This is a genomic window from Oerskovia enterophila, assembly GCF_044748475.1.
GTDB lineage: Bacteria > Actinomycetota > Actinomycetes > Actinomycetales > Cellulomonadaceae > Oerskovia > Oerskovia enterophila.
The window spans coordinates 162,391-183,370 of sequence record NZ_JBIVFZ010000002.1 but is presented as its reverse complement, the minus strand read 5'-3'; the positions used below and the strand labels follow the sequence as shown (position 1 = coordinate 183,370).

Genomic DNA, 20,980 nt, shown 5'->3' with positions numbered 1-20,980 from the left:
GGCGGGTTTCGCCGCAGAGCGAAACCCCCATCGCCGGACAGAAGCCCTACCACGCTCGGGACTCGCCTACGATGGTCTGTGGTGTGATCCAGCCGACTGCCGAACGGTGGTCGCCTCGCATTCGCCCCGGACCGTCCGGCCCGGGGGCGCGATCGATACGGGAGTACTGCGTGCCTGCGATCCTCGAGAAGGTCCTGCGCTTCGGCGAGGGCCGGATCCTGAAGAAGTTGTCCGGCCTGGCTGAGCAGGTCAACAAGCTGGAGCCCAGCTTCGAGGACCTCAGTGACGAGGAGCTGCGCGAGGAGACGGACCGCTTCAAGGAGCGGATCGCGAACGGGGCGACGCTCGACGAGCTGCTCCCCGAGGCCTTCGCCGCCGTCCGCGAGGCGGCTCGCCGCACCCTGGGTCAGCGCGCGTACGACGTGCAGCTCATGGGTGGCGCCGCCCTGCACATGGGCAACATCGCGGAGATGAAGACCGGTGAGGGCAAGACCCTCGTCGGGACGTTCCCGGCGTACCTCAACGCGCTGTCCGGCAAGGGCGTCCACGTCGTCACGGTCAACGACTACCTCGCCAAGTACCAGAGCGACCTGATGGGCCGCGTGTTCCGCGCCCTCGGCCTCACGACCGGCTGCATCATCTCGGGGCAGACCCCGGCGGTCCGCCGCGAGCAGTACGCCGCGGACATCACGTACGGGACGAACAACGAGTTCGGCTTCGACTACCTGCGCGACAACATGGCGTGGAGCACCGACGACCTGGTGCAGCGCGGCCACAACTACGCGATCGTCGACGAGGTCGACTCGATCCTCATCGACGAGGCGCGCACGCCGCTCATCATCTCGGGTCCTGCGTCGGGCGACGCGAACCGCTGGTACGGCGAGTTCTCCAAGGTGGTCCGCCGCCTGAACCCTGAGACCGACTACGAGGTCGACGAGAAGAAGCGCACCATCGGTGTGCTCGAGCCCGGCATCGCGAAGGTCGAGGACTACCTCGGCATCGACAACCTGTACGAGTCGCTCAACACGCCGCTCATCGGGTTCCTCAACAACGCGATCAAGGCCAAGGAGCTCTTCAAGCGCGACAAGGACTACGTCGTCCTCAACGGCGAGGTCATGATCGTCGACGAGCACACGGGCCGCATCCTCGCGGGCCGCCGCTACAACGAGGGCATGCACCAGGCCATCGAGGCCAAGGAGGGCGTGCAGATCAAGGCGGAGAACCAGACGCTCGCCACGATCACGCTCCAGAACTACTTCCGCCTGTACGACAAGATCTCGGGAATGACCGGTACGGCCGACACCGAGGCCGCCGAGTTCCAGGGCACGTACAAGCTGGGTGTCGTCCCCATCCCCACGAACCGCAAGATGCAGCGCGTGGACCAGCCGGACCTCGTCTACAAGAACGAGGAGGGCAAGTTCGACGCAGTCGTCGCGGACATCGTCGAGCGCCACGCCGAGGGGCAGCCGGTCCTGGTGGGCACCACGAGCGTCGAGAAGTCCGAGCTGCTCTCGTCCAAGCTCAAGAAGCAGGGCGTCCCGCACGAGGTCCTCAACGCCAAGCAGCACGAGCGTGAGGCCGCGATCGTCGCGCAGGCCGGCCGCAAGGGCTCGGTCACGGTCGCGACCAACATGGCCGGTCGTGGGACGGACATCATGCTCGGTGGCAACGCCGAGTTCATGGCCGTCGCTGACCTCGCGGCCCGTGGGCTCGACGCCACGGAGAACCCGGACGAGTACGAGGCCGCCTGGCCCGAGGCCGTCGAGCGTGCCAAGGCCGCGGTGGCCGCTGAGCACGACGAGGTCAAGGAGCTCGGCGGGCTGTACGTGCTCGGCACCGAGCGCCACGAGTCGCGTCGCATCGACAACCAGCTGCGTGGTCGTTCCGGCCGTCAGGGCGACCCGGGCGAGTCCCGGTTCTACCTGTCGATGCAGGACGACCTGATGCGTCTGTTCAACTCGAGCCTCGCCGAGTCCATGATGAACCGTGCGGGCTTCCCGGACGACGTGCCCCTCGAGTCCAAGATCGTCACGCGCGGCATCGCGAGCGCGCAGGGCCAGGTCGAGGCGCGCAACTTCGAGATCCGCAAGAACGTCCTCAAGTACGACGACGTCCTCTCGCGTCAGCGCACCGTCATCTACGACGAGCGTCGCCGCGTCCTCGAGGGCGAGGACATGCAGGAGCAGATCCAGCACTTCATCACCGACGTCGTCACGGCGTACGTCGACGGCGCAACGTCTGAGGGCAACCCGGAGCACTGGGACCTCGAGGGTCTGTGGACGGCGCTGCGCGCGGTCTACCCGGTCTCGATCGAGGTGGACGAGGTCGTCGAGCAGGCCGGGGGAGCCACGCGCCTGACGCGTGAGCTGATCCTCGAGGAGATCCTGTCCGACGCACGCGTGGCCTACCAGGACCGTGAGGCGTCGCTCGGGAGCTCCAACATGCGTCAGCTCGAGCGCCGCGTGGTGCTCTCGGTGCTGGACCGCAAGTGGCGTGAGCACCTCTACGAGATGGACTACCTCAAGGAGGGCATCGGCCTGCGCGCCATGGCGCAGCGCGACCCGCTCGTCGAGTACCAGCGCGAGGGCTTCCAGCTCTTCCAGGCCATGACCGAGGCCATCAAGGAGGAGTCGGTCGGCTTCCTCTTCAACCTCGAGGTCAAGGTCGCCGAGCCCACCACGCCCGCGGTCAACCCGTTGTCTGCCGCTGCGGCCGCGCAGTCGGCTGCGGGTCAGGCGTTCGGCGGGACGGCCGGGGCTGCGGCCGCAGGTGCTGCCGTGGCGGCGGCCGCCGCCGCGAAGGCCGCTGCTGAGGCCCAGGCCGTGCAGGACGAGCCGGTCGCCGAGGAGGTCGTGGACGCGCCCGTCGAGGACGCCCCTGCGGCCACCGAGGCTCCTGCGCCGAAGGCAGAGCCCACGCTCATCGCGAAGGGCCTCGACGGCCCGGGCGAGCAGATCCCGCTGCAGTACTCGGCGCCGTCGGACGACGGCTCGGGCCAGGCCGTGGTCTCGGGCGACGGCTCGCGCCGCGCTCGCCGCGCCCTGCACGGCGAGGCGACCGCGGTCGAGGGTGACGGGCGCACGTTCCCCGGCACGCCCCGCAACGCCAAGTGCCCCTGCGGCTCGGGCAAGAAGTACAAGCTCTGCCACGGGTTGAACGAAGAGGAGTAGTCCTCGCCCGAGGAGCACTGCGAGCGGCGGTCAGCCGATCTCGAGGACCACGACGCGCCACACGCCGCGCCGGGCCTCGAGTCGGACGGCCGCCGCTCGTACTCTGTCCATGTCCTCCAGGACGATCGTGGCCTCGGCGGCCGCGTCGCCGAGTCGCAGCAGCCGGGCCCGACGGATCGCCACGGGACGGGAGGCGGCGACGCGGTCCGGCGCGTCCTGCGCGAGCTGGGCGCGGCGACCGATCGCGTCGAACACGTCGGGGGCGAGCCAGCGCTGGAGCTGTGCGACAGGCCGCTCGCCTCGCAGGACCTCGACCGCGGCGCGCACGACCGAGCAGCAGAGCGAGGTCGGGTCCGGCAGGACTGTCTCCGTCGCGGTGACCACGGGCCGCCCGCTCTCCGCCAGGTCCTCGGAGTGCGGGAACTGGGGTGGGCCGCCGAACGTCAGGACGCGTACCGATCGGCGGGCGGCCCGCGGCAGGGTCGCGACGGACTCGTGACGCGGGGCAGCGCCGGAACGGACGGCTGGGTGCTCCGTGGAGATCGACATGGTGCTCCTTCGGGGTGCGGCAGGGGACCGGGCCGCTCGTGCGGGCGCCGGTGACGAGATGCTGAACCGACCGGGTGGCCGGCTCGGGAGGTCTGCCGAGGCGGTCGCCCCGGGGCGAGATCAGGGGGACGGGGGTGCGCTGAGGATCTGGCCAGGCTTGATGAGGTCGGGATCGTCACCGATGACGTCCCGGTTGGCGTCGAACCACCGCCGACACTCGGCGGCCACCTGGGCGTCCGAGGCCTCGCTGCCCAGGCGCCGCTCTGCGAGCGACCACAGGGTGTCGCCGCGGAGCACCACGATCTCCACGACCGAAGGTGCGGGCGCGGCGGGATCCGGCGCAGTGGCCGGCGAAGGGGTCGCGGCCCGCGCTGGTGAACCGAGCAGCGTGCCGAGAGGGACGTGTGCGGGACGTGGCGTGCTGTGTTCCGGCTCCTCGGGCGAGTCGGCCGGCGGTGGTTCCCTGACCGTCGGGACCGGGGTGGTCGATGCAGGCGCCTGCGCTGCGGCGTGGGGAGTCGGCTCGGCGGACGGTCCGGACGTCGGTGAGGGGGACCGGGGGGCGGCCCCGGTGGGGGCGGGACCGGACGAAGGTGCCGGCACGGCCAGGGGATCGCTCGCGGAGGGGCCGGCGGCTGGGCCCACGGCGGGCATGTGTCCCGCATCGTCGACCGAGCTGTCGGTCTGCGGGGTGGGCTGCCAGCCCAGGTCGACGACGAGGGATCCGTTCGTGCTGCCCTCCGGTACGGGCGGCAGCTCGGCGGCCTGCGCGGCGCCGCCCCCCAGGGCCAGCCCGGCTCCGACCGAGAGCGAGACGCCGATGCTGGCCAGTCGACGGACCGCCGCAGGTGCATGGCGCAGCACGAGACGCTCGCCCGTGGCCCATCGTCGCCCGAGGGCCTGGGCGACCACGCAGACGAGGGCCAGGGCCGAGGTCAGGGCGACCCACGCGGCGAGCACCGCGCCGACGGCGAGCACGAGGATCTCGAGGTGCACCTCGACGCGTGGCGTCGGCAAGGACTGGGCGATGCGGCCTCCCCGTGCGGCGAGCAGGGCTGCAGCGAGCCCGGTCGCCATCGAGACGACGACGAGCGCTGCGAGCCGTGGTGCACGTCGACCGTGCTCGTCGTCCCGCCCGTGCTGAACCTGTTGCGCCATTGCTTCCCCCTGAAGACGGTGACTTCCGTGCATGCACGACCATCATCGCGTTTGATCGCGTTTGATCTCGTTACATCAAACTCGATCCCGCTTGCCCTGTCCAGAGGAAGTTCGCACCGCGGACAGGTCTGGACGAAACCCCCCGGGGAGGCGCTAGCGTGTGCGCGTGCGCTGGGACCTCTTGTTCGCCGATCTCGCGGCGCAGCTCGACGCTGCCGAGGCCGCTGACGGGGTGCAGACCATCGCCGAGCTCACCCGCGCGGAGCAGGGGACGATCCTGCTGACGGACCGGCTGCGTGCGGCCGTGGGCGCCCTGCTCGACCTTCACCTGGTCGACGGTCACCGCCTCGCAGCAGAGGTGCGGGACGTGGCCCCCGAATGGGTCCTCCTGGCCGAGCGGTCACGCCAGCACGTCGTGCCGCTGACGGCGATCGCGTCGATCCACGGCCTGACCCGTCACGCCGTGGCGCCGACGTCTCGCACTGAGGCGGGCAGGTCGCTCGGCGCTGCGCTGCGTGCACTCATGCGCGACCGCGTACCGGTCCGCGTCCGGACCCGGTCGGGGCAGGTGGACGGCCGGATCGCACGGGTCGGCAGGGACCACCTGGACGTCGAGGAGCTGAGCCACGAGCAGTCGGGCAGAGCGGCGCGCACGGGTCGGCTCGTGCCGTTCTCCGCGCTGGTGTGCGTGAGCGAGACCTAGGGGACGGCGCAGGGGGATGCAGGGGAGCAGGGGGAGAGGGGATCGGCGGCGACGCGGGTCGGAGGAGACGCGCCGCAGGACGACGAGCTTCGTCGAGGGACGACCTCGACGAGGTCGACCGTCTCAGCCCTCGAAGTCGCCGGCGTCGATGCGCGTGCGCGTCTGCTGGTACAGGCGCTGGATGTATCCCTCGAGCTCGGTGGCCTCGACTCGCCACTGTCCGCGCCCGCCGACCTGGATCGCCGGCAGGTCGCCGCTGCGGACCAGGGCGTACGCCTGTGCTGCGGAGATGTTGAGCTCCTCCGTCACGTCGGCGAGGGTGAGGAAACGCGGTGCCATGGCGACATTCTTCCACGAGGCACCAGATGGACGGAGTTGTCCACAGCCACCCCGAGGTCACCTCCCACCTCGACGCCCCAGCGGCCATGATGTGCACGAGCACGCCGTCAGGCTCCGCTCGAGGTGCGGGTCGTGGCACGCGCCGACCCGCACCGTCCGACCTTGCCCGACCCCGCCCACCCTGGGACCGACCCGACGAAACGGATCCTCATGACGAGCACGATCGACCGCCTGCCCACCCCGACGGTGGCTCGCGTGCGCAGGCCGACCTGGCGTGACCCGCGACTCGTGCTCGGGATCGTCCTCGTGGCCGGGTCCGTGGCGCTCGGGTCATGGGCCGTGTCCACCGCGGGACGGACGGTCGCGGTCTACGCCGCGGCAGGGCCGCTCACGCCCGGCGAGACGCTCGACGTGAGAGCTCTCCGGACCGTCGAGGTGCGCCTCGGGGCGCAGGAGGACGACTACTTCGTCGCGGGTGAGGCCGTGCCCGAGGATCTCGTGGCGCTGCGCGTCGTCGGGGACGGAGAGCTCGTCCCGCGCAGCGCCGTCGGTGACGCGGCCGAGCTCGCGGTCCGTCCCGTGGCGATCTCGGTCACCGGAGGGTTGTCGGACCGGGTCACGGACGGCGCCCTCGTGGACGTCTGGTTCGTCCCGGACCCGGACACCACCAGAGGGGCCGGTGGCACCGGCAAGGACCTCGCCCCGGTGCCGGAGCCGCCGCACGAGCTCGTGGGCCAGGTCGTCGTCGCGCAGGTCGCGGAGGCGTCGAGCACCCTCGTCACCGGCGGCGCGACGACGCTGCACGTGCTCGTCCCGACCGACTCGCTGCCCGAGGTCCTGGGGGCTCTCGCGGCCGAGGGCGAGATCGCCGTCGTGCCCGTCGCGGGAGGAGCGTCATGACCCTCGAACCGACCATGCCCCTGGCATCCGTCCTGTGCGCCGTGCGCGGGGACAGCGAGACGATCATCGTGACGGCCCTGACCCGGCCAGGTTCGGGGGTCTCGGTCGCGCGCCGCTGCGCAGACCTCACCGAGCTCCTGGCAGCGGCGGGAGCGGGCGCCGGGACCGCGGCGGTGATCTCGGCCGACCTGCCAGGCATCGACCGGGAGGCCGTGGCCCATCTGCACGAGCACGGGGTGCGGGTCGTGGCCCTCGCCGACAGGCAGAGCTGGCTCGCCGACCGGTTGCGGGCGATCGGGATCGACGTGGTCCTCGATGAGGACACACCCGCCTCGGTGCTCGTCGAGACGGTGCGCGACGAGGCGCGGGGGCGCAGGGGCGGCGCAGGACGTTCCGACGGGCCAGGGGCGCCCTCGTCCGGGCGGGGCCCCGGTCGGCCGGGCGACGAGCCCGCGTTGCCGGTCGAGTCTCGACGAGGGCGGGTGCTCGCCGTCTGGGGTCCCACGGGTGCCCCCGGGCGCACCACGGTCGCGGTGCACCTCGCCGCAGAGCTGGCGGGACTGGGACCTGAACGCAGGTCCCGGGGACGAGGACGTCGGAAGGAGGGACCGTCGTCGGGCACGGGATCCAGGCCCGACGACGTGCTCCTGGTCGACGCGGACACCTACGCCGGATCCGTGGCCCAGCACCTCGGGCTGCTCGACGAGTCGTCCGGGATCGCCGCCGCGGCCCGCAGTGCGGGGAACGGCACGCTCGATCTGGCGGGTCTTGCCCGCCTCGCCCCCGAGGTCGTCCCGCACCTGCGTGTGCTCACCGGGATCGCCCGCGCCGCGCGCTGGCCCGAGCTCCCGGGCTCGTCGCTCGACGTCGTCTGGGAGCACGGTCGGGCGCTCGCGGACTGGACCGTGATCGACTGCGGGTTCGGCATCGAGCAGGACGAGCTCCTCACCTACGACACCCGGGCTCCCCAGCGCAACGGCGCGACGCTCAGCGCGCTCGCCGCGGCGGATGCCGTGCTCGTCGTGGGCGGGTCGGACGCCGTCGGGATCCAGCGGCTCGTGCGGGGGCTCACCGAGCTCGCCGAGTCGGGTGCGGCGGCCGGTGCGCTGAAGATCGTCGTCGCGAACAGGGTCCGCGCCTCGGCCGCCGGGCCACGCCCCGAGGCGGCCGTCCGGGACGCCCTCGGACGGTACGGGGGAGTCGCCGACCTGCATGCGCTGCCCGACGACCGGTCCACGCTCGACGCAGTGCTGCTCGCGGGGCGGACGCTCGCCGAGTCCGCCCCCGAGGCGCCGGTACGGCGTGCGATCGCGGCGCTGGCACAACGGGTACGGACCGAGCTCGGAGCAGTGCCGGTGGCTCCCGCGCCGGGCGGACCACGCGAACGCGTCCCGGAACCGGCACACTGATCCCATGCGCATCTACGTTCCCGCCACCGTCGACGAGCTCGACGCCGTCACCGTGACCGGCGACGAGGCCGTGTGGTCCCTCGCTCCGCGAGCCGCTCACGCCGTCACGTCCGCCCTCTCCCGCGAGCTGCCCGACGAGGACGAGGAGGGCCTGGAGTTCGCCGCGGCCCTCGAGGCCGCCGACGACTCCCTCGCCCTCATCGCCGGCCGCGTCGGCGCCCCGCGTCAGCGCCTCGTCGTGACCGTCGACGTGCCCGACGAGATGGTGTCGCTGACCGAGCCCCGCGGCGGCGAGACCGCCGAGGACGTCGCGCCCAGCGCGGTCGAGGTCACCGCCACCATCCCCGAGGTGCGGATCGTGTGCGTCCACGTCGACGAGCCCGAGGCCGCGACCGATATCGCCGACGTCTTCGCGGCGGCCGACGAGGACCGTGACGAGGACCTCGACGCGGCCCTCGACCGCGTGAGCGAGCGCGACCTGCTCTGGTACGACTGGTCGGAGCTCAAGAGCGTGCCGCGCGCGAAGTAGTCGTGCCCAGAACGAGGTTGTGGTCGCTATCCCACGGATAACGACCACAACCTCGTTCTCGCCGGTACAGCAAGGTGCACCGGCACCCGTCAGCAGCTCACGACGGACCCGTCAGGACAGCCGGCCCAGGATCTCGTCGTGCAGCAGCCCGTTGGTCGCCACGGCGTTGCCGCCCCAGGGTCCGGGCGCGCCGTCGAGCGACGTGAAGGTCCCGCCCGCCTCGGTCACGATGGGGACCAGGGCGGCCATGTCGTAGAGCTCGAGCTCGGGCTCGGCCGCCGCGTCCACGGCACCCTCCGCGACGAGCATGTAGGACCAGAAGTCGCCGTAGGCGCGCGTGCGCCAGGTCTCGCGCGTCAGGTCGAGGAACGCGTCGAGCCTGCCGCGCTCCTCCCAGCCGGACAGCGACGAGTACGACAGCGACGCGTCCTCGAGCCTGCTGACCTTGGACACGCTCAGGCGGCTCGCGGCCGCGAGCGAACGCCCCGTCCATGCGCCCGTGCCCTTGGCGGCCCACCAACGGCGGCCCAGCGCGGGGGCGGACACGAGCCCGACGACGACCTCGTCGCCGTCGGCCAGCGCGATGAGCGTGGCCCACACGGGGACGCCGCGCACGAAGTTCTTGGTCCCGTCGATGGGGTCGACGATCCAGCGCCGCGCACCGTGCCCGGACTCGCCGAACTCCTCGCCGACGATCGCGTCGCGACCCCGAGCCCGCGAGAGGTGGCTGCGGATGATCTCCTCAGCCGTGCGGTCCGCGTCGCTGACCGGGGTGTTGTCCGGCTTGGACTCCACGGTCAGGTCGAGGGCCTTGAAGCGGGACATGGTGTGGGAGTCGACCTGGTCGGCGATCACGTGAGCCAGGCGCAGGTCGTCGTCGTAGGTCGGCATGGCTCACACCGTACCGGTGCGCGCGGCCAGCAGGCGGCGGAACGACTCGACACGCGCCGTGCGCGCCGCCTTCTCGTCCTCGGGCGAGGCCTCGAGCCAGTCGTCGAGCGCGCAGTCGGGCGCGCCGTCGAGGTGCGTGCAGCCGCGGGGGCAGTCCTCGGCGACCACGTCGAGGTCGTCGAAGGCCTTGAGGAGGTTCTCGACGTCGACGTGCGCGAGCCCGAACGAGCGCACGCCGGGCGTGTCGATGACCCAGCCGGCGGGGTTGCCGTCGGCGTCGGGCAGGCGCAGCGCGACCGCCGACGTCGAGGTGTGCCGACCGCGTCCCGTCACGTCGTTGACGACGCCCGTGGCGCGGTAGGCGTCCGGGACGAGCGCGTTGACGAGCGTCGACTTGCCGACCCCCGAGTGGCCCACGAGCACCGACGTGCGGCCCTCGAGCTCGGCCCGCACGGCCTCGAGCGGTTCGATGCGCCACGCGTCCTCGGCCGTGTCCGAGCTGTTGTGCCCGGGCTCGTCGCCGTGCCCGTCCTGCCCGTCCTGCCCGTCCTGCCCTGCCCCGTCGGAGGCGTCGGCAGTCGCGTCGTCGTGCACCCGGCGCGTCACGACGACCTTGACCCCGATGGGCTCGTAGAGCTCGCGCAGGGGAGTCGCGTCCGCGAGATCCGCCTTGGTGAGGCACAGCAGGACGTCCATACCGGCGTCGTACGCGGCCACGACGCAGCGGTCGATCATGCGCGTGCGGGGCTCGGGCTGGGCCAGGGCCGTGACGATCACGAGCTGGTCCGCGTTCGCCACGATGATGCGCTCGTACGGGTCGGTGTCGTCGGCCGTGCGGCGCAGGGTCGAGGTGCGCTCCTGGATGCGGACGATCCGCGCGAGCGTGCCGTCCTCGCCCGTGGTGTCCCCGACGATGTCCACGCGGTCCCCGCACACCACGCGGTTGCGGGTCAGCTCGCGGGCCTTCATCGCGAGGATGGTGCGTTCCTCGGGGGTGTTCTCGTCGAGCAGGAGCGTGTAGCGCCCGCGGTCGACGCCCGTGACGAGCCCGGTCTCGGCGTCCTCGTGCTGAGGGCGCTGCTTGGTCCGCGGGCGCGAGTTCTTGTTGCTCGCCCGGTCGTGGAAGTCGGACTCGTCGCGGACGTGCCGCGCCATCAGCTCGCCGATCCCTCGGCCGTCAGCATGCGGTCCCACATGGCCGTGAAACCGGGCAGGGTCTTGGCGGTCGTCTCGACGTCCTCCACGAGCACGCCCGGCACGCGCAGCCCGATCAGTGCCCCCGAGGTCGCCATGCGGTGGTCGTGGTACGTCCGGAACGTGGCGCCGTGCAGCGGGCGCGGGGTGATGACGAGGCCGTCGTGCGTCTGCTCGGCCTGCCCGCCGAGGCGCGTGATCTCGGTCGCGAGCGCTGCCAGACGGTCGGTCTCGTGCCCGCGCAGGTGCGCGATGCCGCGCAGCCGGCTGGGGGAGTCGGCCAGCGCGGCGAGCGCCGCGATGGTCGGGGCGAGCTCGCCGGCCTCGTGCAGGTCGATGTCGATCCCGCGGATCTCGCCGGTCCCGGTCACGGACATGACGCCGCCCGCCAGCTCGGCCCGGCCGCCCATCGCGGTGAGGAGCTCGGCCATCATGGCGCCCGGCTGGGTAGTGACCGAGGGCCAGCCCGGCACGCGCACCGTGCCGCCGACCACGAGGGCCGCGGCGAGGAACGGCCCCGCGTTCGAGAGGTCGGGCTCGACGTAGACGTCGCGCGCGGCGATGGGCCCGGGCGACACGGTCCAGGTCAGGGGGCGCGAGTCGTCGACCTGCACGCCGACCTCGCGCAGGACCTCCACGGTCATGTCGATGTGGGGCACGCTCGGGAGCGTGGGGCCGACGTGGCGCAGCGTGATGCCCTGGTCGAACCGGGCCGCGGCCAGGAGGAGCCCCGAGACGAACTGGCTCGACCCCGACGCGTCGACGTCGACGGTCCCGCCGCGCACCGCGCCGTGGCCCGTGATGGTGAAGGGCAGCCTGTCCTGGCCCTCGACGGGCACGCCCAGGACGCGCAGCGCGTCGAGGACGGGGCCCATGGGGCGCACGCGGGCGCCCTCGTCGCCGTCGAACCGCACGGTGCCGTCGGCCAGGGCCGCGACCGCAGGCACGAAGCGCATGACCGTGCCCGCGAGCCCGCAGTCGATCTGGGCCGGGCCGCGCAGTGCACCGGGCGTGACGTGCAGCTCGCTGGGGAGGTCGCCCTCGGTGATGCCCACGCCCAGGTCGCGCAGCGCGCCGGCCATGAGGTCGGTGTCGCGGCTGCGCAGCGCGCCGCGCAGCACGCCCGGCCCGTCGGCCAGGGCCGCGAGGACCAGGAGGCGGTTGGTGAGCGACTTGGAGCCGGGGACCGCGACGGTCGCGTCGAGCGGGGCGCCGGCGGTCGCGCCGGTCCGGCTGGGCGCGGGCCAGGCGGCCGGGTCGAGGGCGGTCTCGTCGGAGCGGGCGGCAGGAAGGTCGCTGGTCACATGCCCCAGGTTATTGCACGGGGTGCGAGGAGCGGGCTTCCGTCCCGTGCGCGGCAGGGTCCCGACGGCGCGGCGCACCGCCAGCGCGCCGTCACCTGCTGCGCGCTCTCACCAGCCCGACGGCGCCGCTCGCCGTGGTGCAGCGGTCCAGGTCCCGCGCGGGTCGCCCAGGGGTCCGGCTGCGAGCGACCGCACAGGCGTCCTCAGGAGGAGACGGCGCCCTTGACGGTGTCGACGGCGGACCGGGTCGCCGAGCTCGCGGCGCGACGTGCCTTCCGCGAGGCCTGCGCGGCGCCGTCCGTCACGGTGTGCGCGGCCTTCTCGGCCGTGGAGCTGATCGTGTGCTTGGCGGTGTCGACCTGGTGCTTGGCGTTCTTGGCCAGCGCGAGGTCCTTGCGCGCGCGGTCCACGCGCCAGCGGACGCCGGGCCGGCCCTCGTAGTCGGCGCCGGCGATGAGCGCTGCGCCGATCGCGCCGACGTTCGCGACGAACTTCCGGGTGCGCACGTCGCGGGGCACGTCGCTCGGGGTGAAGGGCTGGTTGACGACCGCGAGCGGCACGCTGAGTGCCGCGAGCGTGAGCGCGGCCGTGCGGGGGGCCTTGCCGAACGCGAGGAAGAGCCCGGCGACAGCCGTCGTGGCGCCGTGCACACGGACCAGGGCCGCGACCTGCTTCTCGCTGAGCGGGTCCTCGACACCGAGCTGCTGCCCGACCAGGCTCACGCCGCGGCGGGCGGCGCGCACGTGCTCGGCGGGCTTGAGGGCGGCCTGCACGCCGTCGTAGATGAACCAGGAGGCCAGCATGGGCCTCGCGACGTGACGCAGCAGCATCGGTGGATCTCCTTCGTCGAGCGGGGGCCGCGGGCAGCGGCCGGGTCCGGGACGCCGGGACGTCGTCGGTGCGTCCAGCCTGTCCCATCGCTGCTCAGCATGCCACCGGGCGTGCCACCTCACGGCGACGCGCGCCGGGGGAGCGGGGTGATCGAGGGCCAGGCGCCGGTCAGCGCCCCGGGCGAGCGCCGCCGTCGGGCACGAAGCTCCAGAGCCGCGCACGGCGAGGGCGGAGCCGGGACGAGCCCGGCTCCGCCCTCGGTGCGTCAGGTCAGATCGCGCCGCCCGCTGCCTCGGGGGCGTCGGCCGACTCGCCGGCATCCCCGATGGTCTCGCGCGCGACGTAGTTCTCGAGGTCGAACAGGTTCTCACCCGCGCGTCGGGCGACCGTCAGGAGCGTGGTGGCCGAGGCCACCTCCTCGACCTGCTCCTTGAGGAACCACAGGAGGAACTGCTCGCCGAGCGCGTCACCCTCCTCGCGGGCCGCGCGGAAGATGGCCTCGATCTGGTCGGTGACCTGCTTCTCCTGGTCGAGCGCGAGCTGGAGCGGTTCGATGACCGAGTCGAAGTCGTTGCGGACCGCGCCCGTGCCGGGGATCGTGATGTCGAGGTCTCGGTCCAGGTGGTACTGGACGATCATCATGGCGTGGTTGCGCTCCTCGACCGACTGGCGGTAGAAGTGCGCCGCGAGCTGGGGCAGGTCGTGGGAGTCGAACCACACGGCGATGGCGATGTACTGCTGGTGGGCGTCGAGCTCGTGGCCGACCTGCTCGCGCAGGAGCGTGCGGAACCTGGAGTCGGAAGTCGTGGTCGTCATGCGCCTCACGCTAGCGAGGATCGGCACGGAGCACACCCGATGGTTGCCTGTCCTCACCGAGCGCAGCCTTGCCTGTGCCCGGCGGGGTGTGCGGGGCAGCGGGGCCGTCCGACCGGAGGAGCCCGAGCCGAGAGGCCTGGCGGAGGTGTGTGACGGGCGGCCCGTCGAGGGGCTGCGGGAATGTCGGCAGAGGCCCGACGGTTGTGCTGAGCGTGACATGTGTACTGGAAGCGGAAGCCGACAAGAGCGCCACCGCTGCACCGAGCCTGGAGGTCGTGCCGTTCGGCGCGATCGCCCCTTCAGCGCTCTCGGCGGACGCCCGACCATCTGGGGGACTAGGCTCGTTGTCGATGACGGATCAGATCAGCAGCAGCGCAGGCGACCTCGCGGGAGCCGACGACGCCGAGGACACCAACCGGGCTCCGGCCACGGAGAGTGACGCGGCGCGTTCGGCGCGCTTCGAGCAGGACGCCCTGGTGTACCTCGACCAGCTCTACTCGGCGGCGCTGCGCCTGACGCGCAACCCGACCGATGCCGAGGACCTGGTCCAGGAGACCTTCACCAAGGCGTTCGCGGCGTTCCACCAGTACCGTCCCGACACGAATCTCAAGGCCTGGCTCTACCGGATCCTCACGAACACGTTCATCAACAACTACCGCAAGAAGCAGCGCGAGCCGCTGCAGTCCGCGGCAGAGGACGTCGAGGACTGGCAGATCCACCGTGCGGCGTCCCACACGTCGCAGGGGTTGCGCTCGGCCGAGGCCGAGGCGCTCGACAGGCTCCCGGACTCCGACGTGAAGAAGGCGCTCCAGGAGCTGCCGGAGGACCGTCGCATGGCCGTGTACTACGCGGACGTCGAGGGATTCCCGTACAAGGAGATCGCCGAGATCATGGGCACGCCGATCGGGACCGTGATGTCGCGGCTCCACCGTGGTCGGCACCAGCTGCGTGATCTGCTGAGCGACTACGCAAAGGACCGAGGACTGGTGGGGGCCAAGACCCCCGGAGGTGAGTCGTGAGCAAGCAGAACGTGAGCACGGAGGCGGAGGAACCCGTCATCGTGCCGATCCCTCACTCGACCGAGGGCGAGACGGAGTGCGAGCACGCGCTCAAGCACCTGTACGAGTACCTCGACTCGGAGATGACCTCCGACGACGAGGTCCGCATGCGCGCGCACGTCGCGCATTGTTCGCCGTGCCTGGCCGAGCTGAGCGCGGAGGAGCTGGTCAAGCAGCTCGTGCGCCGCTCGTGCCACGAGCAGGCGCCCGCGGAGCTACGGCTGCGCATCCAGGCGCAGTTCACGGTCCTGCGGACCACCACGGTGATCGAGACCTACTGACGCCGGCGCGCCTGCGGGCGTGACGCCGTCGGGCGGCGAGAACCGAGAACGACGAAAGGGCCTGTCCTCACCGGAGTGAGGACAGGCCCTTTCGTCGCACTCGCCCTCAGGCGCGTGATCGCGGCCCTGGCGGGCTCGTGATCAGGCGTTGGGGCGCTTGCCGTGGTTCGCTGCGCTGCCCTTACGGCTGCGACGCTTGCGTCCGCGCTTGCTCATGATTGCTCCTCACGCCGGATTCTGTCTGCTCAATGTTCCCACATCCGGGGCTTGTCCTGGTCCAAGACGCGATATATCGTGTGGAGAAAGACGCGATACATCGCGTCGTCGACCACCGAGCGGGACACCGCAGGAGCGCGAGGAGAGACATGGCGACCGAGAGCTGGACCGTGACGGGTCCCCAGACCATCGACGTCGGGCACGTGAGCCGCCTCGACGCGAACCTGCTCAACGGGCGCATCGACGTCGTGGTGCACGACGAGCCCGGCGTCCGCGTCGAGATCCACTCGATCGAGGGCCGGCCGCTCGAGGTGCGTCTCGAGGGCGACCGCCTCCGGGTCGGGTACTCGCCCACGGGTGGCTGGCAGGGCTTCCTCGACTCGTTCCGCAACTACCGCGGCAAGGACCGTGCAGACGTCTACGTGGGCGTCCCTGCCCACGTCGCGGTCAAGCTCGCGACCGTGCGCGGCGACGGCCTGGTCGCCGGGACGCACGCCAAGGTCTCGGTCGCGACCGTGGGCGGGTCCGTGATGACGACCCAGACCACGGGCGCGGTGCGGGTCGACACCGTCTCGGGCGAGGTCACGGTGCGCGACCACGTCGGCACGCTCGTCATGGACTCGGTCTCGGGTGACCTCACGGCGTCGGGCGCGCTCAGCGACGTCAAGCTCAACACCGTGTCCGGGAACGTCACGCTCGACTCGAGCAGCACGCCCGACTCCATGAACGTCAACGCCGTCTCGGCCGACGTCCTGGTCCGCGTCCCCGAGCCCGACGCGCTCGACTACGCGCTGCGCTGCGTGAGCGGCCGGCTCGTGGTCGACGGCGTCGAGCACCGGGGCACGCCCGGGGGCGCCTACCGCCAGGGAGGTCCGGCCGCGGCCCCCGGCAAGAGGCTCCAGGTCAACTCGGTCTCGGGGAACGTGACGGTCCTGCGCGGCGATCCCGAGCAGCCCGTGACGTGGGGGGCGCCGACCGGGCACGGGGTCCCCGACGACGCCCCGACCGACGCGTACCCGGGCTACGGAGCGCCGTGGGGCACCGCAGGCGTGCAGGCGCCGTGGACGGCAGGCGGGCCCGCGGACGGACCGGCGGACCGCTGATGGCCTCCGTCTTCGCCCACGGCGAGCTGCGTCTCTACCTCCTCGCGCTGCTCGAGTCGGGCCCCAAGCACGGGTACGAGCTCATGACCGAGCTCTCCGACCGCTTCGGCGGCACCTACCGGCCGAGCGCGGGCACCATCTACCCGCGCCTCGCACGGCTCGAGGAGGAGGGGCTCGTGCGTCGCAGCGACGAGGCCCGCAAGTCCACCTACGAGCTCACGCCCGCGGGCCGGGCCGAGGTCATGGCCCGCCAGGCCGACGTCGCGGCGCTCGAGGACGGGATCGCGCAGACCGTCCGGACACGGGCGCAGGCGCTGCGCACCGACATCGAGGGCTCGATGCAGGGCCTGCGCGCCGAGCTCGCGGCCGCGGCCCAGGAAGCCCGGGTGCGACCGCGCCCCGCGGCTTCCCCGGACCCCCGCCGCGGCGAGTCCTACGCGCGACGCGTCGAGGCAGAGGCGCTCGTCCAGCGGTTCCGCGACGACGTGCGCGCCGACCTGCGGCAGGCCGACGCGAGCAGCGCCGTGACGGACCTGACCCTCGAGACGCTGCGCACCGTGCTCGACTCGGCACGCCGGGCCGTCCGGGGGACGCTCCGATGACGGGCCACGACACGCCGCCGCCGCCCCCTGACCCGCGTCCGGGCGACCAGGGAGCCGAGGACCAGCACCACCAGAACGACCAGCAGCACGACGACCGGCACGACACGCAGACGCAGAAGGAGAACGACATGGGCACCGAGTCCTGGGTCATCGCAGCACCGCAGCAGATCGAGGTCGGCGAGGTGGCCTCGCTCGTCGTGGGCCTCACGAACGGCGCTGTCGAGGTCGTGAGCGACCCGACGCGCGAGTCCGGCGCGAGCGTCGACGTCACCGAGGTGGGCCCGCGGCCCTTGCACGTCACGTCGCACGCGGGCGAGCTCCGCATCGCCTACGACTTCGCCGGGGTCGAGGGCGTCGTGGACCGCGTCCGAGGTCTCAAGGACAAGGACACCGCGACCTTGCGCGTCGTGCTCCCGGCGCACCTGCCCGTGAAGGTCACCACGGCACGCGCCGCGGTCTCCGTGACGGGCACCCGCGCGGACGTCTCGGTCACCACGGCGGACGGTGCCGTGTCGGTCGACGACACCGTCGGCGTGCTCGCGGTGAAGTCCGCGGCCGGACGGGTCGCCGTGACCGCGCACGAGGGGGACGTCCGGGTCGGCACGGCCTCGGGCCGCGTCGAGGTCGGCGGACGGCTCGGCCGGGTCACGGCCAGCACGGTCACGGGGGACGTGGTCGTCGAGGCCCGCGAGACCACGCCGCTCGTGACGGCCAAGACCGTCTCGGGAGACGTGACGCTCCGCCTCGGACAGGGTGCGGGGGTCAACCTCAAGGCGCGTGCCGTCACGGGCAAGGTCGTGCTCGACGGCGCCCCGCTGCCCAGCACGCAGTCGCGCACCACGGCGGTCGACCACTCCGACGGCACGAGCGGCGCCTACGTCTCGGCCAGCTCGATCTCGGGGAACCTCACGGTCTCGCGGGTCTGAGGCTCCCGCGCCCGCAAGGGGCGCGACGAACAGCGGCTCGTGCCCCGGGTAGGGGCACGAGCCGCTGTGGTCTGTCGTCGTCCTGATCGGCCGCCGCACGACGGCCGCCCTCGGCCAACGCGGGGCGACGTGCTCGCCCGGCCTACGCGACGTCGTCGGGCAGGCCCAACCAGGCGTGCCAGCCCGTGTGCAGGACGAGCCAGGCCATGAGCCCGTAGCCCGCCTGCCCCGGGTACCCGCCCACGCCCGTCGCGAGGTCCGCGAGCCACTGCTCGTGCGTCACGAGCGGCGTGAACGTGTCGACGTACGGGACCCGTCGCCGGTTCGCCACGTCGGCGAACGCCCCCGACAGCTCGGCGAGGCGGTCGCTGTCCTCGGGCCGTCCCGGCGGTGGGCCCACCACGAACACGGGGAGCCTGCGCTGCTCGGCCACGTCCAGGACGTTCGCGAGGTTGAGGCGCGACCTGGCCACCGACAGGCCGGCGTCCAGGTCGTGCCGCCCGAGCGCGATGACGAGACGGTTGTCCGACTCCGGGTCCGGGTGGAACCGCTTGGCCGACTCGAGGTCCCAGCGCTGGCTCATCGCCGTGGTCGTCTCGCCCGGGATCGCGAGCGGGAAGACCATCGCCGTCCCGGGGAATCGGGTGCGGGCGACGACGCGCCCGACCCAGCCGAGGCCCTTGGCGTCGCCGACGCCCGCGATCAGCTCGTCGCCGACCACGCAGATCCGTACTTCAGGTTCTCCCACGGTGATGTGCTCCTCGTTCGCTCGCACACCATTGTCTGTCACGACCGGGGTCCCGTGCGGGAGGTCGGGCCCGACGGACGGCAACTGGTGCCGGAGGCGACCATGAAGGTGACCGGCGGCGGCGTCCCGCAGGGCCCGACCGGCTCAGAGCAGCGTGGCGCCCCACGTCGCCTCGTGCGACGCGCCCGGAGCGAGGCGCACCAGGCGCTCGCCCGTGCGGAACGCGTCCGCGATGCAGCTCATGGGCTCGGCCGCGACACCCGTGCGCCGGTACGACGTGGCCGACACGTGGTCTCCGGTGCAGACCTGCCAGGTGTCCATCGAGGTGTCCATCCAGACCGCGGCCGTGCGGCCGTCGGGGGCACTGAGCTGCATCCAGGACAGGCCGTCCTCGTCGCGCAGGACGTCGACGTAGGCGTCGTCGAGGTCGATCCCTGCGAGCAGGCGCGGCTCGCGCAGGTCGAAGTCGCCGGTCGCGGGCTCGGTGCCCGTGGGCAGGAGGCGCTCGTCGGTGGTGACCCGGGTGCTCGCGTCGAGGCGCAGCGTGCACTCGTCGACCGACGCGTCACCGGGCGAGAGCCACGGGTGGAACCCGACGCCGTAGGGGGCGTCGGTGCCGCCCACGTTCGTCGTGCGGGTCGTGACGCGCAGGCCGGCGTCCGACAGTGCGTAGGTCACGCGGGCAAGGAGGTCGAACGGGTAGCCGGGGGTCGGGACGAGGTGCAGCTCGAGGGTCACGGCCGACGCGGACTGCTCGACGACGTCCCAGCGCTCCCAGCACACCAGGCCGTGGATCGCGGTGCGGCGAGGGACCTCGGTGAGGGGGAGCTGGAGCTCGACGCCGTCGAACGTGTACTGCCCGTCGCGCAGCCGGTTGGGCCAGGGGAGCAGCACCGCTCCGTGGGACGCGGGAGCGAGCTCGGTCTCGGCGAAGGGGGTGAAGACGTCGCGCCCCCCGACCGAGTACTCGCGGATCGTTGCGCCGACCTCCGTGACGGTGACGCGGTGGTCCCCGTGCTCGATGCGGATCTGGGCGCCGGACGGTGGTTTGATGTTCACGATCACATACGTTACTGGGTGCGGAACACCGCGCGAGCAGCGACAGTAGAACCCGGTCGTGCCGCCCACCGCGGGCAGCAGGCCGAGCGACGCACCGTCCCCGGCCCCCGGGCGACGGGAGCACCACCGCAGGACGAGGAGGAACACATGGAACGAGGAGTGCTCGGACGCACAGGAAGGCTGGTCTCGGTCGTCGGGCTCGGCACCTGGCAGCTCGGGGCCGACTGGGGAGAGGTCAGCGAGGACGACGCCCGCGCCGTCCTCGACGCCTCGGCCGAGTCGGGCGTGACGTTCTTCGACACCGCCGACGTCTACGGAGACGGCCGCAGCGAGGAGATCATCGGCTCCTACCTCGCCGACAACCCCGGCGCAGGGATCACGGTCGCGACCAAGATGGGCCGGCGGGCACCGCAGGTACCCGAGAGCTACACGCTCGCGAACTTCCGCGAGTGGACCGACCGGTCGCGCCGCAACCTGCGGACCGACCGGCTCGACCTCGTCCAGCTCCACTGCCCGCCCTCGTCGGTCGTCGACGACGACCAGGTCTACGACGCGCTCGACACGCTCGTGGCCGAGGGGGCGATCGCGGCCTACGGCGTGAGCGTCGAGACGGTCGACGAGGCGCTCGCGGCCATCGCCCGACCCGGGACCGCGACGGTGCAGATCATCCTCAACCCGTTCCGGCTCAAGCCGCTCGACGAGGTGCTCCCCGCAGCCTCCGAGGCAGGCGTCGGCATCATCGCCCGCGTCCCGCTCGCCTCGGGTCTGCTGACCGGGAAGTACACGCGCGAGACGACGTTCGCGGATAACGACCACCGGAGCTTCAACCGGGACGGCTCGGCGTTCGACGTCGGCGAGACGTTCTCCGGGGTCGACTTCGAGACCGGGATCACGGCCGCGGGGGAGTTCACCGCGCTCGTGCACGACGTGCTCGGCCCCGACGTCAGCCCCGCCCAGGCCGCGATCGCCTGGATCTGGCAGCAGCCCGGGGTCTCGACCGTGATCCCCGGCGCGCGCAACGTCGAGCAGGCGCGGGCCAACGCGGAAGCCGGGTCGGCCGAGGTGCTCGGCCCGCTCTTCACGTCCGGTATCCGCGAGATCTACGACCGGTACCTGCGCGAGTCGATCCACGCACGCTGGTAAGGCTGGCGCCCACCACGACGAAGGCCGCCTCCCCGGACGGGGAGGCGGCCT

General features: G+C 72.4%; 22 protein-coding genes. 11 read left to right on the top strand and 11 right to left on the bottom strand.

Going from position 1 to position 20,980, the window contains the following annotated elements; translation table 11 throughout:
* Positions 1-170: 170 nt before the first annotated feature.
* Entirely contained in the window at positions 171-3,170 is a 3,000-nt protein-coding gene (secA, locus tag ACIPWA_RS05480; protein ID WP_400288640.1) for a preprotein translocase subunit SecA, read from the top strand.
* Positions 3,171-3,200: 30 nt separating this feature from the next.
* Here secA and ACIPWA_RS05475 read toward each other — a convergent pair whose 3' ends face one another.
* Both ACIPWA_RS05475 and ACIPWA_RS05470 read right to left on the bottom strand, forming a co-directional pair.
* Entirely contained in the window at positions 3,201-3,719 is a 519-nt protein-coding gene (locus tag ACIPWA_RS05475; protein WP_400288638.1) for an Rv3235 family protein, read from the bottom strand.
* Between the two features lie 120 nt (positions 3,720-3,839).
* Positions 3,840-4,877, bottom strand: a complete 1,038-nt coding sequence (locus tag ACIPWA_RS05470) for a LysM peptidoglycan-binding domain-containing protein (protein WP_400288636.1) — start codon at positions 4,875-4,877, stop codon at positions 3,840-3,842.
* 166 nt (positions 4,878-5,043) lie between these two features.
* On the opposite strand from ACIPWA_RS05470, the gene ACIPWA_RS05465 reads away from it, so the two are divergent.
* The gene (locus ACIPWA_RS05465; RefSeq protein WP_400288633.1) at positions 5,044-5,580 is read left to right on the top strand and encodes a hypothetical protein; all 537 of its coding nucleotides are present in this window, start codon (positions 5,044-5,046) and stop codon (positions 5,578-5,580) included.
* A gap of 123 nt (positions 5,581-5,703) precedes the next feature.
* On the opposite strand, the gene ACIPWA_RS05460 is transcribed toward ACIPWA_RS05465, so the two are convergent.
* On the bottom strand, positions 5,704-5,919 hold the full coding sequence (locus tag ACIPWA_RS05460) for a helix-turn-helix domain-containing protein (RefSeq protein WP_056646101.1): 216 nt from the start codon (positions 5,917-5,919) through the stop codon (positions 5,704-5,706).
* Positions 5,920-6,129: 210 nt separating this feature from the next.
* Between ACIPWA_RS05460 and ACIPWA_RS05455 the strand changes: the two genes are divergently transcribed.
* From ACIPWA_RS05455 to ACIPWA_RS05445, 3 genes are read left to right on the top strand one after another with little or no spacing between them, the layout of a single operon-like run.
* On the top strand, positions 6,130-6,819 hold the full coding sequence (locus ACIPWA_RS05455) for a hypothetical protein (RefSeq protein ID WP_400288632.1): 690 nt from the start codon (positions 6,130-6,132) through the stop codon (positions 6,817-6,819).
* Positions 6,816-8,228 (top strand): CpaE/TadZ family protein, encoded by a 1,413-nt coding sequence (locus ACIPWA_RS05450; protein ID WP_400288631.1) that lies wholly within the window; start codon positions 6,816-6,818, stop codon positions 8,226-8,228. The genes ACIPWA_RS05455 and ACIPWA_RS05450 overlap by 4 nt, the downstream gene beginning before the upstream one ends.
* A 4-nt stretch (positions 8,229-8,232) precedes the next feature.
* Positions 8,233-8,757 carry a DUF6912 family protein gene (locus ACIPWA_RS05445; protein ID WP_056646107.1) on the top strand — a complete coding sequence of 175 codons (525 nt, stop codon included), beginning with the start codon at positions 8,233-8,235 and terminating at the stop codon, positions 8,755-8,757.
* A 111-nt stretch (positions 8,758-8,868) separates the two neighbouring features.
* On the opposite strand, the gene hisN is transcribed toward ACIPWA_RS05445, so the two are convergent.
* The 5 genes from hisN to ACIPWA_RS05420 form a co-directional block, all read right to left on the bottom strand.
* Entirely contained in the window at positions 8,869-9,648 is a 780-nt protein-coding gene (gene hisN, locus ACIPWA_RS05440) for a histidinol-phosphatase (protein WP_068709861.1), read from the bottom strand.
* Between the two features lie 3 nt (positions 9,649-9,651).
* Complete coding sequence (rsgA, locus tag ACIPWA_RS05435) at positions 9,652-10,803, bottom strand: ribosome small subunit-dependent GTPase A (protein WP_400288630.1); 1,152 nt, start codon at positions 10,801-10,803, stop codon at positions 9,652-9,654.
* Entirely contained in the window at positions 10,803-12,146 is a 1,344-nt protein-coding gene (gene aroA, locus ACIPWA_RS05430; RefSeq protein WP_400288628.1) for a 3-phosphoshikimate 1-carboxyvinyltransferase, read from the bottom strand. The genes rsgA and aroA overlap by 1 nt, the downstream gene beginning before the upstream one ends.
* 203 nt (positions 12,147-12,349) lie before the next feature.
* A complete protein-coding gene (locus tag ACIPWA_RS05425; protein ID WP_056763989.1) occupies positions 12,350-12,976 on the bottom strand; it encodes a DoxX family membrane protein in 627 nt (208 codons plus the stop codon).
* 271 nt (positions 12,977-13,247) lie between these two features.
* On the bottom strand, positions 13,248-13,793 hold the full coding sequence (locus tag ACIPWA_RS05420; protein ID WP_056646120.1) for a ferritin: 546 nt from the start codon (positions 13,791-13,793) through the stop codon (positions 13,248-13,250).
* Positions 13,794-14,005: 212 nt separating this feature from the next.
* On the opposite strand from ACIPWA_RS05420, the gene ACIPWA_RS05415 reads away from it, so the two are divergent.
* Both ACIPWA_RS05415 and rsrA read left to right on the top strand, forming a co-directional pair.
* Positions 14,006-14,812 (top strand): sigma-70 family RNA polymerase sigma factor, encoded by an 807-nt coding sequence (locus ACIPWA_RS05415; protein WP_056646784.1) that lies wholly within the window; start codon positions 14,006-14,008, stop codon positions 14,810-14,812.
* A complete protein-coding gene (gene rsrA / locus ACIPWA_RS05410; RefSeq protein ID WP_082849193.1) occupies positions 14,809-15,132 on the top strand; it encodes a mycothiol system anti-sigma-R factor in 324 nt (107 codons plus the stop codon). The genes ACIPWA_RS05415 and rsrA overlap by 4 nt, the downstream gene beginning before the upstream one ends.
* Positions 15,133-15,273: 141 nt before the next feature.
* Here the strand turns inward: rsrA and ACIPWA_RS05405 are convergent, their stop codons facing one another.
* Positions 15,274-15,348, bottom strand: a complete 75-nt coding sequence (locus ACIPWA_RS05405; protein WP_156968370.1) for a 50S ribosomal protein bL37 — start codon at positions 15,346-15,348, stop codon at positions 15,274-15,276.
* Positions 15,349-15,497: 149 nt separating this feature from the next.
* On the opposite strand from ACIPWA_RS05405, the gene ACIPWA_RS05400 reads away from it, so the two are divergent.
* The 3 genes from ACIPWA_RS05400 to ACIPWA_RS05390 are packed head-to-tail and all read left to right on the top strand — an operon-like array spanning position 15,498 to position 17,979.
* Complete coding sequence (locus tag ACIPWA_RS05400; protein WP_400288627.1) at positions 15,498-16,451, top strand: DUF4097 family beta strand repeat-containing protein; 954 nt, start codon at positions 15,498-15,500, stop codon at positions 16,449-16,451.
* Positions 16,451-17,053 (top strand): PadR family transcriptional regulator, encoded by a 603-nt coding sequence (locus ACIPWA_RS05395; protein WP_068625411.1) that lies wholly within the window; start codon positions 16,451-16,453, stop codon positions 17,051-17,053. The genes ACIPWA_RS05400 and ACIPWA_RS05395 overlap by 1 nt, the downstream gene beginning before the upstream one ends.
* Positions 17,050-17,979: a DUF4097 family beta strand repeat-containing protein gene (locus ACIPWA_RS05390; RefSeq protein WP_400288626.1), complete on the top strand. Its 930-nt coding sequence runs from the start codon at positions 17,050-17,052 to the stop codon at positions 17,977-17,979. Before ACIPWA_RS05395 ends, ACIPWA_RS05390 begins: the two co-directional genes overlap by 4 nt.
* Before the next feature lie 142 nt (positions 17,980-18,121).
* Here the strand turns inward: ACIPWA_RS05390 and ACIPWA_RS05385 are convergent, their stop codons facing one another.
* Both ACIPWA_RS05385 and ACIPWA_RS05380 read right to left on the bottom strand, forming a co-directional pair.
* A complete protein-coding gene (locus ACIPWA_RS05385; RefSeq protein ID WP_235534437.1) occupies positions 18,122-18,754 on the bottom strand; it encodes a GDSL-type esterase/lipase family protein in 633 nt (210 codons plus the stop codon).
* A gap of 117 nt (positions 18,755-18,871) precedes the next feature.
* Positions 18,872-19,786: an aldose 1-epimerase family protein gene (locus ACIPWA_RS05380; RefSeq protein ID WP_400288624.1), complete on the bottom strand. Its 915-nt coding sequence runs from the start codon at positions 19,784-19,786 to the stop codon at positions 18,872-18,874.
* Positions 19,787-19,933: 147 nt separating this feature from the next.
* Between ACIPWA_RS05380 and ACIPWA_RS05375 the strand changes: the two genes are divergently transcribed.
* Positions 19,934-20,929 carry an aldo/keto reductase gene (locus ACIPWA_RS05375; protein ID WP_400288622.1) on the top strand — a complete coding sequence of 332 codons (996 nt, stop codon included), beginning with the start codon at positions 19,934-19,936 and terminating at the stop codon, positions 20,927-20,929.
* The last annotated feature ends 51 nt before the right edge of the window (positions 20,930-20,980 follow it).